This window comes from Parapedobacter sp. (assembly GCF_035556095.1).
Classification (GTDB): Bacteria; Bacteroidota; Bacteroidia; order Sphingobacteriales; family Sphingobacteriaceae; genus Parapedobacter.
The window spans coordinates 140507-155573 of the sequence record NZ_DATMFT010000025.1 but is presented as its reverse complement, the minus strand read 5'-3'; the positions used below and the strand labels follow the sequence as shown (position 1 = coordinate 155573).

General features: G+C 50.1%; 10 protein-coding genes. 5 read left to right on the top strand and 5 right to left on the bottom strand.

Features of this window, described 5'->3' with window-relative positions; genetic code table 11:
• Nucleotides 1–3 precede the first annotated feature (3 nt).
• Complete coding sequence (locus VNQ80_RS16345; RefSeq protein WP_325640604.1) at nucleotides 4–1566, top strand: arylsulfatase; 1563 nt, start codon at nucleotides 4–6, stop codon at nucleotides 1564–1566.
• A 58-nt stretch (nucleotides 1567–1624) separates the two neighbouring features.
• Here VNQ80_RS16345 and VNQ80_RS16340 read toward each other — a convergent pair whose 3' ends face one another.
• Together VNQ80_RS16340 and VNQ80_RS16335 are read right to left on the bottom strand one after the other, a co-directional pair.
• Nucleotides 1625–2380, bottom strand: coding sequence for a hypothetical protein (locus VNQ80_RS16340; RefSeq protein ID WP_325640602.1), 756 nt, complete (start codon nucleotides 2378–2380; stop codon nucleotides 1625–1627).
• Nucleotides 2381–2414: 34 nt separating this feature from the next.
• Nucleotides 2415–3218: a hypothetical protein gene (locus VNQ80_RS16335; RefSeq protein WP_325640600.1), complete on the bottom strand. Its 804-nt coding sequence runs from the start codon at nucleotides 3216–3218 to the stop codon at nucleotides 2415–2417.
• Nucleotides 3219–3422: 204 nt separating this feature from the next.
• Here VNQ80_RS16335 and VNQ80_RS16330 point away from each other — a divergent pair, with 204 nt between their 5' ends.
• Nucleotides 3423–5384 (top strand): sensor histidine kinase, encoded by a 1962-nt coding sequence (locus tag VNQ80_RS16330; protein WP_325640598.1) that lies wholly within the window; start codon nucleotides 3423–3425, stop codon nucleotides 5382–5384.
• On the opposite strand, the gene VNQ80_RS16325 is transcribed toward VNQ80_RS16330, so the two are convergent.
• The 3 genes from VNQ80_RS16325 to VNQ80_RS16315 all read right to left on the bottom strand — a co-directional run bounded on the left by VNQ80_RS16325 (nucleotide 5379) and on the right by VNQ80_RS16315 (nucleotide 8222).
• Nucleotides 5379–6056 (bottom strand): response regulator transcription factor, encoded by a 678-nt coding sequence (locus tag VNQ80_RS16325; RefSeq protein ID WP_325640596.1) that lies wholly within the window; start codon nucleotides 6054–6056, stop codon nucleotides 5379–5381. The genes VNQ80_RS16330 and VNQ80_RS16325 overlap by 6 nt on opposite strands.
• A gap of 70 nt (nucleotides 6057–6126) precedes the next feature.
• A complete protein-coding gene (locus VNQ80_RS16320; protein WP_325640594.1) occupies nucleotides 6127–7374 on the bottom strand; it encodes an ABC transporter permease in 1248 nt (415 codons plus the stop codon).
• A gap of 59 nt (nucleotides 7375–7433) precedes the next feature.
• Nucleotides 7434–8222 carry a prolyl oligopeptidase family serine peptidase gene (locus VNQ80_RS16315; protein WP_325640592.1) on the bottom strand — a complete coding sequence of 263 codons (789 nt, stop codon included), beginning with the start codon at nucleotides 8220–8222 and terminating at the stop codon, nucleotides 7434–7436.
• A 120-nt stretch (nucleotides 8223–8342) separates the two neighbouring features.
• Here VNQ80_RS16315 and VNQ80_RS16310 point away from each other — a divergent pair, with 120 nt between their 5' ends.
• The 3 genes from VNQ80_RS16310 to VNQ80_RS16300 all read left to right on the top strand — a co-directional run bounded on the left by VNQ80_RS16310 (nucleotide 8343) and on the right by VNQ80_RS16300 (nucleotide 15051).
• Complete coding sequence (locus VNQ80_RS16310; RefSeq protein ID WP_325640590.1) at nucleotides 8343–9989, top strand: glycoside hydrolase family 32 protein; 1647 nt, start codon at nucleotides 8343–8345, stop codon at nucleotides 9987–9989.
• Nucleotides 9990–10059: 70 nt separating this feature from the next.
• Complete coding sequence (locus VNQ80_RS16305) at nucleotides 10060–11220, top strand: VCBS repeat-containing protein (RefSeq protein WP_325640588.1); 1161 nt, start codon at nucleotides 10060–10062, stop codon at nucleotides 11218–11220.
• A gap of 642 nt (nucleotides 11221–11862) precedes the next feature.
• A complete protein-coding gene (locus VNQ80_RS16300; RefSeq protein WP_325640586.1) occupies nucleotides 11863–15051 on the top strand; it encodes a TonB-dependent receptor in 3189 nt (1062 codons plus the stop codon).
• The last annotated feature ends 16 nt before the right edge of the window (nucleotides 15052–15067 follow it).

Genomic DNA, 15067 nt, shown 5'->3' with positions numbered 1-15067 from the left:
CCGATGAAGACGACTACTGTTCTGTTTGCAATACTGCTCCTTGCAGGATATCCCATGCGAAGTGATGCCCAAAAGGAAAAGAACGCGGCGGAACGCCCTAATATCGTGATTATCCTCGCCGATGATATGGGCTACTCGGATATCGGCTGTTACGGCGGCGAAATACATACACCGAACATCGATCAACTTGCAGCTGCGGGAGTGCGCTTCCGGAGCTTTTACAACGCCGGAAGGTGCTGCCCCACACGCGCCTCGTTACTGACGGGCCAGTATCCGCACGATGCAGGCATGGGCCATATGGTCAGCTACGCCGATGAACCCATCACAACCGGGCCGTACCAAGGATTTCTCCGCACAGACCGGCCGACAATTGCCGAGGTGCTTCGCGAAGCGGGATACAGTACCTACATGGCCGGAAAATGGCATGTGGGCGAGCGGCCACAACACTGGCCCCGGAAACGGGGCTTTGACCGGTATTTCGGACTCATCTCCGGAGCCAGTAGCTACTACGAGCTGGTCGACGAAAAGCGCAGACGGGTGATGGTACGGGACGATGCCATTTGGAGTCCGCCGTCAGCAGGGTTTTATATGACCGATGCGTTTACCGATACCGCGCTCACGTTTGTTAACGAGCATTATGCCGACAGTCACACTGCAAATCGGCCGTTTCTGCTTTACCTTGCCTATACCGCTCCACACTGGCCGCTGCATGCGCCCGATTCCATCGTGGCAAAGTATGAAGCGCGTTATTTACGCGGCTGGGACGCGATACGCGCATCGCGGTTTGAAGAGATGAAGGCGAAAGGGGTGATTGACGACCGTTACACATCCGGAATCCGACCCGAAGACATTCCGGCTTGGGATTCGATCCCAGACAAAACGCAGTGGGCTAGAAAAATGGCCGTTTATGCTGCGATGATTGAAATTATGGATAACAACATCGGAAGGCTTGTCCATCAACTCGAAGAAAAAGGGGGGTTGGATAATACGCTCATTGTGTTCCTTTCGGACAACGGTGCCTGTGCCGAAGGCGTTGCGCGGAGGGGGCTTAACGACACAACCAAGCGCATCGGCGAACCTGGCTCGTACACCGCTTATGAAACTCCGTGGGCATACGCCTCGAATACGCCGTTTAGAAAGTACAAGAAATATATGCATGAGGGTGGCATTGCGACCCCCTCGGTTTGGTATTGGCCGCAAGGAATCAAACAAATGGGGCAGTTCATCAATAGTGAAGGCCATATTATCGACTTGATGCCTACCTTATTGGAGCTGGCCGGCATATCCGAGAGCCGTGATTTGCCCGGCAAAAGCTTGGTACCCTTATTGAAAGGAATAAAGCAGGGGAGCACGGATGAGCGAAGTTTTTTTTGGGAACACGAAGGCAATGTTGCGGTACGCGCCGGCCATTGGAAGCTCATTAAAGACCGAGAAGACCGGGCTTGGGCGCTGTACGATCTTGAAAACGACCCCACAGAGTCACATGATGTGTACGACAGGTACCCAAACAAAGCCCGAGAGCTAAGAAAAATCGCGACTCAAAAGCTTGAAGGTATCCGGCGCTGAGCCGGATACCTTGGCGTTCTTTGCAATTATTTCTGACGAAAGCAAGCCGGGGGTGGTTTTACCTGCTCCGGATGTGATTCAATAGATCATCGATGGAAAAATAAAGCCCTAGAGTACCGTGGGTCTCATTGTAATGCCAATCGATCTGCCCCATAGGAACGGTGGCAACCAGCTGGAATTGCAGCTTAACGAATTTATAGCCGCCACGGAGTGTAAGCGCCGGTTCAAAGAAAAAATGCCGCGTATCGGTAATCTGTTCGAGGCCCTGCTGGCGGATATAATCTTCCCCACGGCCGTTGTCGTCGAAGTTCCTGTATTTTATCCCTACAAATCGTGTTTGTATACCGGCGTCAAAATAACGGGTGGAGAGATTGAACCCAGGCTGTATGAAAAGGCGGGAAAAATCCATGTTGACGTCGCTTGTCAATACGCCACCACCATATCCCACATAGGTATCAGCGATGAGCGCTAACCCCCGACCATTATTGAAAACCGGGTAATAGCCGCCGGCACCGATTTCCAACAACCGTGCGTGGGCGTTTACATCGCCCTTTTCGGGTTCTGGCGTAGGTGCCTGATAAATGTAATTGGACCATCCGCCGATGATACCGACGTAGTCTGCCGGCGAATAGGCGGCTTGCAGGTTGAAAGTTCCCGATTCGGACGACCAATCGGCCGAGGCCGTTACATTCGCATCGTTCTTCTTGCTGAGCATTGGCGCATTTACTGCATTGGGCTGGTAATAATACCTGCTGCAGGATGAAGACAGTACCATTACTGCCAACACGTAGCTATAATAACTGAATGTTTTCATGATTTCCTCCTTAAATTTGATTGTTGGATAACGCTTAATGGATTGTCAATTCACATGTTCCGTTTGTATAGGTGCCTTCTTTTAACCCTTTCAACGAACCGGATTCAAAACGATACGTTTCGTATAGCTGGGCAGCCGCTAGCTGAGAATCCGGCGTACCGCCAAAGCAAAAAAAGATAAGGAAGCAAAACCTGTTGGAAGCATCGCTCTTCACCATCCGTGGTTCGATCAGCTCGATTTCCAGCTTCGGGTTATCGCTGAAAAAGTTGACTTCAATGTTGGCTACCGTTGCTGATTTCTGGTCGCCCGTGGTACAGATTGACTGGACCGAGGCTTTGGAATAGCCCGGCCCGATTTGTGCGCCGTTTTCGAGATGCTGGGTGATGCCGATTGCCACTTGCCCACAAATAGCGCTACCGGGAGTGATACGGAAAGAAAGCCGCTTGGTGACATACACATATAGGTCGATCTCCCTTTTATAGTGCTTTTTGCCAATCCGGTAAGTTGCCAAGAGCCGATGCACACCTATTTCGTCCTGTGTCGTCTCCAAGTTGTTCCCTTCGCCGATTTTCGTTCCGTTTATCGACCACTCGACGTGGCTTACGTCTTCGAACGAGTTTGCTACTTTCAGTGTAATGGGCTTGTTGGCTACAACAGTCAACGATTCGCCCCTCTCCGGCACCTTAGTTTTGCCGGTACCGTCCGGGTTGGGTACTTCAGCCGCGAGATGGGTATGGAAATCGTCATTTTTCTCCAGATCCGGACCGAATAGATCGTCCTTGCAAGACATCAACATAATGCTTCCGATGAGGGATAGGGTTGCCATGATCGTTTTCATATTTCCTCCGTTGTTTGATGAATAACACAAAGTAACGGAGCTATTGAATACAGGAAAACACCCTATTTGGGGATTTTTTGCAATCATGCTTTCGGGTGAGGCGATCACCGATTCAGGTGATTCCCACTCACCTGAATAGGGTATTTTAGCTCGATGTGGGCATGCACATTAGGGTTTTGCCAGGATATTAACGTAACTTGGGATATGGTTTCGAGAAAATTGGTGAAGCTACTCCGGTTTTTTATGCCCATCGTGTTTCTCTGGTTGGTATGCGCGCTGGCTGTCCGGGCCCAAACGCTGCTCGTGGGAGACAGTATCAGCCACCTGCCGCTGGGTGAACATAGCCTGGTGTACCACGATCACTCCGGTAAACTGGAAATCTCGGATGTCCTTGCATTGGACGACCACCAATTCAAACCTAACGGGAAGCCGGGCTTCAATTTCGGTATCCATCGTGGTGCTTTCTGGATAAAAATCAAACTGGCCAGCCCAGATTCCGTGACCAAACCATTAGTCATCGAGCTGGTCAATCCCAATATCCACGAGGTTTCTTTTTTCACCGTAGAGGGTGTGGTTGTCGTAGATACCTTTTCTTCTGGCACGGCATATCCGTTTTCGCACCGGATTGTCCAGCACCAAAACCTGATGTACCCTTTATCGCTTCAGGGGCCCGGTTCGGTAACGTGTTACATCCATATTAAGCCGCTGCTGCATTCGACCAACTTCAACCTATTTCTTTGGGATGCCCCGTTACGCACGGAATACGCCCTTTACGAGTCGCGATACATCAACTATTTTTTCTTCCTCAACACCACCTTTCTGGTCATCCTTGGTATCGTGCTTTGGATTACCCGCCAACGCCGCCATTGGACGTTCTTTCTTTATGTATCGGTTGGTATCCTGTATATTTACAGCGATGTAGGCCTCGCTTTCAAAAACCTATGGCCAGATATCCCCGCCATGCAGCGTATAGCGAATTTCGTGTTGACGAATAGCTATCTCATTGCTGGAGTGTCGTTCTTCAGGGGCTATTTCACAACACGGAGGCTGCTTCCCCATGTCGACCGGGTGGCTCGATGGCTGATCATCCTTGCAGCGGTCTTTATTCCCATTACCTTGAGCTACCCATGGTTACCTACTGCGGTCTCCCGTATAACCATCAGCGCCAATACGGTGTTATTTACCTGCACCGGTGGGGTTGTGATGTATATCTTGGCTGTATTGCTGATACATTCACGCAACAAAACGGAAACGATTTGGTTTCTAATTGGGTTCAGCTTGCACGCGGTCAGTATATTCACGGCCAGCTTGCGCCAATTGGGGTTGTACAACAACGGAACGGAGTTGCGGTCGGCCGACCTGTACCCCATCTTCATCTTTACCACCCATACCCAGAATATGATGTTCTGGGCAATGCTATGGGAATTATTGGTCGTCTTTTCGCTGATGCTGTACCGGTTTAAGGTGCTGTACGAAGACAACAACCGGATGATTATGGAATTGGCCGACCAGCGCGAGCGGGATATGCGGATGCTACTGACCGGTATCGAGCGTGAGCGGCAGCGGATAGCCCAGGAACTTCATGATGGTAGTGGCGTACAGCTATCTGCCCTCCGAATGAAACTGACACTTCTGGAGGAGCGCTTTCGGCTGCACGAAGAAAAGCGGAAGGTAAGGGAGATTATGGCCGACCTTGACAAGACGCAGCAGGAAATCCGCTCTATTTCCCATAACCTGATGCCAAAAACCTTGAGTAAACTCGGTCTAATTCCTGCTATCGATGAACTGGTCAATAGCCTTAAAGCAGCCTATCCGGCCATCAAGATTTCGTTTTACCGCCAATCGGTAACGCTGGGATTCTCCGAGACCGCTCGCGTCAACATCTACCGTATTGTGCAGGAGCTCCTGAACAACGCGATCAGGCATGCGGCAGCTACCGAAATCTCCCTGCAATTGATTAATCATGGCGATACACTGGTCATTTCGGTAGAGGACGACGGAAAGGGGTTCGACCCGCAGCACGTTGCCGCTAACGGCATCGGATTGCAGAGTATGCAGTCGCGGGCATCGGTGATGGGCGGCCAGCTGACTGTCGATTCTGGAAAGAAAAGGGGTACGTTTATCTCGGTGGCATTGCCGATTGACTCGATTTCGGCAGGCTCATAACAGTCCATGCTTATTGGCGAAGGAGACCAGCTCGGCAATGTTCTTCACACCGCATTTGGCCATGATGTTTTTGCGGTGGGTATCCACGGTATTCGTGCTGATAAAAAGCGCATCCGCAATCTTCGCGCTGGTCTTTCCATCAGCAATCAGCGTCAGCACTTCTATTTCCCGCTTCGACAGGTTGAAGGAATCATCAGCCGAAGGTGTCGGCGAGCCTGTGGGTTCGCCGTTCCCTATGAAAGAAGCGATGACTTTGTCCTGCACGCTTTGGTCCAAGTACCGCTTTCCGGTAAACACGGTCTGTATGGCGTGCACCAGTTCATCTTTCGCAATGTTCTTGAGTACATAGCCCATGGCGCCTTTCGCGAGGGCGTCGCGTATCAGCTCCGTATCGTCGTATCCAGTGAGCATCAAGATTTTTTGATGGGGATAGCTTTCGAGTATTTGCTGGATGCATTCGATGCCGTCCATTTCAGGCATGTTCAGGTCCATCAATATGACGTCGGGTCGAAGCACTTCAATGGCATCGCATACCCGATACGGATCGGAACAACCCCCTTTCACCGTGATAGTATTGATTCCTTTGAGTAAGGAGGTCAGCCCATCGATGATGATCTGCTGATCGTCTACGATGAGTAAGTTAAGCTTGTCTGATGTCGCAGTGCTTGTCATGCCGGATGCGCTAACTATAGATAAAACGCAAAACACAACGATTAATTACCTTGTACATAGCGAATGAATACTACTCATACCGCAGCGCTTCCACGGGGTCGAGCCGTGAGGCTTTGGATGCAGGGTAGTATCCAGAGATCATCCCTACACCTACGCAGACGGCAACGCCAAGGATGATCCAGTTCCAAGGGATGATAAAGCTGGCACCCATCACCACGGCGAGTATATTGCCGATAAGTATGCCCAGGAAGATACCGGCGAACCCACCCATCAGGCAGATAACAACCGCTTCCGTAAGGAATTGCTTGCGGATAACGGTCGGTGTAGCGCCGATGGCTTTACGGATGCCTATTTCGCGGGTGCGCTCGGTAACCGATACCAGCATGATGTTCATCAGTCCGATGGAAGCGCCGATGAGTGTGATCAAGGCGATGACAACGGCACCGATGGTGACATAAGTAAGGCTTTCGATAAGCATCTGTGCTACGGCATCACTTTTGGTGATTTCGAAATTGGTTTCCTTCCCGACCCTTACCCCGCGGATGTTCCGAAATAGTGCCGTGGCTTCACCAATAGCCATTTCGAGCTGGTGTGGATTTCCAGCCATTACGGTGATGGTATAGGAGGGCCGCCCTAAGGCCATCACGGCGCGTGCTTTAACCAACGGGATGATACAGGTCTTGTCGCCACCGAATCCGGCGCTCGAACCTTTGTCTTCCAATATGCCAATGATTTTGTATTGCGAGCTGCCGATACGGATCATTTGGTCGAGGGGCTCTTCACCGTTCCGGAAGAGTCGCTTCACAATTTCCGAACCGACAATGACTACATTGCTGCCATATTCGACTTCACGAAGGGAAAAGTTACGACCGGAAGACAGGTTATATCCTGCGGTTTGCAGGTAGTTCTCATCCGCTCCGAGCACATTGATATTGGGGTTGGTTTTTTCACTTTTGTAGTTCACGGTTCCGCCGAACGACGCGTATGTGCTCACGGATACGATGGCCGGGTAATTGAACTCATCCTTGAAAGCCGTTGCTTCGTAATAGGTAATCTGTGGGAATTGCTTAGGCCGGGTTCCGCTTCCCCCGATTTGTATATTGAGGCCGCGGTTGCGTATGTTAAAGGAATTGGAACCCATGGCCGAAAAAGAATCGGTAAGCGAATTTTTAATCGCATCGATAGACGTAAGGATACCTACCAGGGCGGTAATGCCGATAGCAATAATCAGTGCAGTCAGGAATGTGCGTAGCTTGTTGCTGCTTATTGATTGTAGCGACAGCTTAACATTCTCCCTATTGGACATTTTAACCGACATCTCACACGCTGTTTTATATTAGAGATTAGACTGTGTTGACAGCCAAGTGTTACAGTGCTTTATTTATTATTGGTGTGGCCAAACAACCACGGTAATAATTCCGGTTCTGCGAAAGCGCTGTCCCAGCTGTTGTGGTTATCCGCCGGATAGAATGTGGCCTTTGGGTGGGTTCCCAGCCGCTGTAATTCGGCCACGATGGCGTGCGAATGGGTGGGTGGCACAACGTTATCCAGTTCGCCGTGAAATATCCATAGTGGCACGTGGGCGTATTTTTTCGTGTTGGCTGTGTTATCGCCACCGCAAATGGCGAATGCTGCAGCAAAAAACTTGGGCTTGCGGCGTAACGCCTCGAACGTACCCATACCGCCCATAGACAGCCCGCCGATGTAAAGGCGCTGCTTATCTACGGCTTCGTGGTTACGGATATGTTTTACGAGTTGTAGGAATAGCGACATTGCGGTAGACGGTTTGCCTTTCGTCCGGAAATAAAACTCCCGCCGGCCTGCTGGGTTTGACTGGATATCCACATTGCTCCAATACGAATCGGCCGGGCATTGAGGGAAGACTATAATAGCTGGGAAGGTGTTTCGAACACTATCTTCCAAGAACAATTTTGCACCATGAACAAGTTGCTTCTCGTTATCGTTGCCACGTTCGCCCGCACCGTGCAAGAAGAAGAGCACCGGATAGGTGGCTTCGGGATTATAATCCTCGGGATACAATATCCGGTATGGCAGTGTGTCACCCCGATGGATGAACTGCTTCGCTTGAAAGGCTGAAAAATCCTGGGCAAATGCTATCGTAGACACCAATAAACAACCAAGAATAATCAATAACGCTTGCTTCATACAAAGTGGGGCAATTTATTTCACCAAAGCATAAAAGTACTACTTTATTCTTTTTTGGCAAATTAAAGTGGAATATCTTAGCTTGCAGGCTTATTTGTAGAACTAAAACTCAACGGCAAAATGAAAAAACGGTTGGCGTTAGCAACTTTGGTAATGGGGGTGGTGTCTATGGCTGGGCTCCGCGTCTTGGCGAATGAAATCGAAATCAACATCCACAGCAGGTATCTCAACTTTCCCATCTCGCACCAGGAGGAGCGTAGTACCATGACCTTTGAGGTGGAAGGTAAGCCTGACCTGTCTGTTGTCATCCGCCTTGCACCGGGTGAAGCCGATTATTGGGTGTTCAGGGATGTGTCCGACTTGATTGGCAAAACCATTACAATCAGTTACGACGGCAATGTGAAAGCATTGAGTAAGATTTATCAAGCGGATGCGATTGCCGGGCAAGACAGTCTTTACCGAGAGAAAAACCGCCCACAATTCCATTTTAGTACGCGGCGCGGTTGGATCAACGACCCCAATGGCCTCATCTATCATGATGGGGAGTACCATCTCTTTTATCAGTACAATCCCTATGAGCGGGAATGGGAAAACATGCATTGGGGGCACGCCGTGAGCAAAGACCTTGTCCATTGGGAAGAATTGCCGGTGGCGTTATTTCCCGATCAATTGGGCACCATGTTTTCGGGCTCGGCGGTAATCGACTACGACAACACTGCGGGCTATAACCAGGGCGATACGCCTGCCATGATTGCCGCATATACCGCACACAGCGCCGAAAGGCAGGTACAATGCATCGCCTATAGCTTGGACAAGGGGCGTACGTTTACCAAGTATGCAGGCAACCCGGTCATCGATTCGAAGGAGAAATGGAACAGCCACGACACGCGCGACCCTAAACTATTCTGGTATGAGCCCGGAAGCCATTGGGTGATGGTCCTCAATGAACGCGACGGGCATTCCATCTATACCTCCGGCGATCTTAAAGATTGGAAATACGAAAGCCATGTGACGGGATTCTGGGAATGCCCTGAACTCTTTGAACTGCCCGTAGACGGCAATCCGTCAAACACCAAGTGGGTCATGTATGGAGCATCTGGAACGTATATGTTTGGAACGTTTGACGGTAAAGTATTCACCCCCGAATCGGGCAAACACCAATATACCGCTGGCACAATGTATGCCGCACAAACGTTCACGAACATGCCCGATGATAGGCGCGTACAGATCGGTTGGGGCCGTATAAGCCATCCAGGAATGCCATTTAACGGGATGATGTTGCTACCGACCGAACTGACGCTCCGCACAACGAAAGACGGTCCCCGCTTGTTTAATGTGCCTGTGAACGAAACCGAGCGGCTATTTACGCCATTGGAAAAATGGGAGAACCTGTCGTCAGATCGGGCAAACGAGCTGTTGGACGTATTCGACGAGGCCGACCGTTTGCGGATAAAGACCACCTTGAAGCTGTCGCACGCCACAGGCGCGGGGTTTAACCTGTATGGACAGCGCATCGTGGATTACGATCTGAACTGGAATACGGTGAACGGCACTTTTTATTCTCCTGAAGACGGGACAAGTATGGAAATCTCGGCCGACATCTATATCGACCGTACGAGTATCGAAGTGTTTATCGATGATGGTGCGTTCTCTTATTCCATGGAACGAAGGCCCGATACCAACAATCAAGAAGGGTTCCATTTTTGGGGCAACAATATCGAGGTAAAAAACCTGGAAGTATTCAGCGTGCAGTCAATCTGGAAATAAATAAAAGCATGTGTTTTTTCTTATCTTTACCGGACAGACATCATTTTATTTTACTTTAGGGTAACCGCCAATGTATTATCTGCTCCCACTCTTTCAGCTCCTGACAGTATCGCAGCAATACCCGTCATTTGAACAGCAAACGATCGATGAGCAAGTATCCATCGGATATGGGCTAGCTATCGGTGATGTGGATGGCGACGGCAGGCCGGATATCCTATTAGCAGACAAAAAGGCCTTCGTATGGTATCGAAATGGCGACTGGAAACGTTTCGTTATGGTCGAAAACCTGACTGAGCATGACAACGTCTGCATCGCCGCGCGAGATATAGACGGGGACGGCAAGGTGGAGGTTGCCGTGGGCGCGCAGTGGAACCCAGGAGAAACGTCGGATACAGTACAATCCGGCGCCGTGCATTATCTTGTCCGTCCGGAAGACCCCACCCAGCAGTGGACGCCCGTGAAGCTGCACCATGAACCCACCGTGCACCGCATGCGCTGGGCGAAAGCAGAAGAGGGAAAATACCATCTCATTGTATTGCCGCTCCATGGCCGAGGCAATAAAGATGGCGAAGGGAAAGGTGTGAAAGTAATTGCCTATGAAAAGCCCGATGATCCGTACGCGCCGTGGCAACACTGGGTCATCGATGAATCCATGCACCTCACGCACAACCTCGACGTGAATGAGGTCGGCGACCGTGAGGAGGTTTACGTGAGCGGGAAAGAGGGGGTAAAGGTGTTTTTCTATTTGAGGAACAGCTGGCGGAGTAATTGGCTGATTAAAGGAGATGCGTTCAGCGAAGTGCGGGTGGGGCGCGCGGAAAATGGAGTGCCCATGTTGGCTGCTATCGGGCCCCTGCATGGTAATGTAGTTGCCGCCTACGTGCCGCGCGCGGGCGCGCAGAAGTTAAATCGGGCAGCGCGGGTGGTTATTGATGAGGACCTCCGAGAAGGCCACGCACTGGCGGTGGCTGATTTCGTTGGTTCAGGTCGTGATCAGATTGTAGCCGGTTGGCGCAACCCCGACGCTGCGGGCTATATCGGAATAAAAATATACATCCCATTTAACCCACTATGGGAAGCTTGGAACACCAAAGCGATTGACATCGGTGATGATATGGCCTGTGAGGACCTAACCGTTGCCGACCTTAACGGTGATGGTAAACTGGATATCATCGCTTCTGGCCGTTCTACCCACAACCTGAAAATCTATTGGAACCGTACGGGCGAGTAAGGCGACGGCCTTGCTGTTGAGCGCATATTCTACCGCAATCCCGGAGACATCTGCAGGACAGAACGGGACGGGGCAGCACGGGCCGGGTTGCTGTCATGTAATCGGATGGTTACATTTGTTCTATTGTAAATTTAAATTAAATTTCACTAGTAAGACCGCGTAGGTAAAGTTGGAGGACGCCTTGGTAAGGTAGGCTCCGGGAAATTGTAGGCTCATGTTGTGTGCGTTGGGTACACGGTTAAGTCAGCATGAGGAGGTAGATTTCGTTGAACAGCTTGCAATAGATTAATGATAGATGGAGCCATTGTTAATTAGACTTAGAACTGAAGCACAGGGCTGCCATAGGTGTATTAGTTAGCCGTAGCCGTTTGCCAAACAGATAGAATGCTTTGTTGAGATTGAAAAATTGTCTTTCAAACGTTATTAGTGGACACCAGTAATAAATCTAAGTCGTATCCATATCATATAATACCGAACCCGAGAAAAGCCGGGATATTTTAACGTAGTGCCTTTAAACTAAAACGCTAATATAGAGGAAGTCTCTAAAATATAATGGATTTTTTGATGAACCATTAGCTATTAACAAAGAGTGTCGGAGTAAAGCTTAAATATTGTTCAAAATTAACTTAAAAATTATGTATTATGCTTAAACGTTTACCAAATAAAGCCAAACCATGGATGTTTGCTTTTTTTGCTGCCTTATTCATCATGTCATTTCCGGCGATATCGGTGGCACAACAAGTAGTGAGCATCAGTGGGAAAGTGAGCGATGAGCAGGGGCCTTTGGATGGCGTAACCGTCAGCGTGAAACACCGATCCGCTGCCGTGTCCACTGATCTCAATGGCGCATTTACGTTGGCCGGAGTTCGGATTGGCGACACGTTGTTGTTTCGCCTAGTCGGTTTTATCGACAAGGAATTGCCCGTGTCTAACAGCTCACCCGTTAATGTGCAGTTGATGCCCGATAATGTGGGGCTGGACGAAGTCGTGGTCATTGGCTACGGCGTACAGAAGAAGGTGACCGTTACCGGCGCCGTTTCTTCGGTCAGTCCGGAAGAGCTGCGCGTATCCTCGTCGGCCAGCCTTGCTAACGCGCTCGCCGGACGTGTTGCCGGCCTTACATCCATGCAGCGCGTGGGCGGCCAACCGGGCGTCGACGACGCGACCATGTACCTCCGGGGTGCCGCAACCATCAACGGTACCAACCCGCTGATTTTGATCGATGGCGTACCTAGGGATAACATCCGTACCCTCGATATCAATGAAGTAGAATCGATCTCGGTGTTGAAAGACGCTTCGGCAACAGCGATATTCGGGGTACGTGGTGCGAACGGCGTGTTGATCATCACGACGAAGCGAGGAAAAGTAGGGAAGCCTGAACTCTCCGCCAATGTCACCCAAAGTTATTCTAGGCTCACCCGCGAACCGGAAATGCCAGGATCGATCGAATACATGAAACTGCGTAACATGGCCATGGAGAATGACGGATTTGAGGCACCATTTACCCCCGACATTATCGCCAAGTTCGAAAATCCACTTGCTGGATTGGACCCGACTGCGCCAGATTATGAAGAACAGGCTGCGTTGAGGAAATGGATGTATCCCGATAACGACTGGTATCGGATGCTGGTGAGAAGGTGGTCGCCACAGACCAACTTAAATACCAACTTGAGTGGAGGTACAGATAGAATCACCTACTTCTTGAATGTCGGCTACCTGCATCAGGGGGGAAACATGAATACAGTGTCCGAAGATATCTTGAAGTATGATCCGTCATTTAAACTGGACCGCTATTCGTTCCGGTCAAATGTGGACTATACAGTGAACAAATGGCTTAAAGCGTTTGTCAACTTAGGCACTTACATTGAGAAAGTAAACATGCCGAATGCCGCTATAATGTACGGTGGTGACCAGAACTGGCTGGTGCGCGACATGATGTATCAAGCACAAACCATGTTGCCGATAACACCCGGTCCCATGACGATTCCCGGTTTCGGCGTTCCTCCCAATCTGCCGCTCGACCCGACTTACTTGAACAGCGGACATTATTTAGACCGCTCACCTTTCACGATCATGAACTGGTATGGTTATAACCTGGAGACCCGCTCTAACCTGAACTCTTCCTTTGGGCTTGACTTCAATCTGGACGGCATTACCAAAGGGTTGTCACTGAAAGGAATGATCTCATACGATGCAAAGGGCGAAAACCGAGTCAGAGGCAATAGAAGTCAAACCGAATACCAAGCGTTTATCGATCCGGAGACCGATGAACTTTCCTTCTCGGTTTTCCAATTGAGACAAGACAACTTCTGGTTAAGCTATGGGCAGGGCGCAAGGTACAATGTGAACTTCCAAGGACAGCTTCTTTATAACCGGTCGTTTGGCAAACATAACGTAGGCGGTATGCTTCGTGGCGACCGGGACTACTGGGATGACGGGGGGGCTGCCATTCCTTTCAACGTACTCGGTTTTGCCGGCCGGGCAACGTATGACTACGATACACGCTACCTCGCTGAAGTCAACTTCGGTTATAACGGATCAGAGCAGTTCTCTCCGGAAAGCCGGTTCGGCTTCTTCCCTTCGGGATCGATCGGGTGGGCAATCAGTCAAGAGCCGTTCTTGAAAGACAACCCCTACATTACGTTCCTGAAAATTAGGACCTCTTACGGAAAAGTAGGGAATGATAAGATGGGCAACCTCCGTTTCCTCTATTTAGACGATATCACGGTGGGAGGCGGTGGATTCTCCGGCAGTCTCGCTGCGGGCAGACGGGTGAACGAAGGCTTGTTGGGTAATCGGATGCTTACGTGGGAGGTTGCCAATAAGTATAACCTAGGATTGGATTTTTCCATCATGAAAGACATTACGGGACAGGTTGATTTCTTCCGTGAGAATCGCTCACAGATCCTCCTACGGCGAAACAGTATCCCCGTTTGGCAGGGTGTTCCGCTTAACAACATACCCAGAGTGAATATGGGCGAAGTGTTGAACCAAGGGTACGAGATAGAGTTGGGTTACAACAAAACAGTCAGCCCGGATTTGTCTCTTCACTTCAGAGGACAGCTTTCTTATAACCGAAATAAACGCACCAACGTTGATGAGGTGCCGCGCGACGAAACTTATGCATACAAATACCGTGGAACAGGTTATCCAATCGGACAGGCTTGGGGATACCTCATTGACTGGGATCAAGATGGTGGGTATTGGAACGAAGAATCGTTGGCGAATCCGGACCGCGTGACGTACGGATTCGGCACACCGCGGCCCGGTGATTTCGTTTACAAAGACCTGAACGGTGACAAGGTAATTGATGACAAGGACCAAGCCCCCATCGGTGTTGGACATATTCCCCGGTATAGCTATGGCTTTTCATTTTCGGCCGAATGGAAAGCATTTGATGCCTATGTTTTCTTCCAGGGGCTCGGTAAATTCAATTCGGGATTTGCGGCACAGGGTACCTATGAAACAACGATCGAAGGCACTTATTTTCCATACCACAAGAAGGCATGGACCGAAGAGCGTTGGAAAAACGGAGAAGAGATTACCTATCCGGCACTGCACTCTGAGGAAGGTGTAAACCACCGGGCGAACTCGTTCTTTATCTTCGATCGAGATCTTTTCCGGCTGAAAAACTTTGAGGTGGGTTATACGCTACCGGAAAATTCACTGCGGTTAATAGGAGTCTCCAACATGAGGGTGTTTGTGAATGGACAGAATGTATTTACGTGGTCACCCAAATTCAGGCCGACACACCTCGACCCGGAAAACGACGACTCGATCGGTTATCCGCAGACCTCGATCTTCAGCTTCGGTGCCAATATTAAATTCTGACCTTAAGGACACTGTA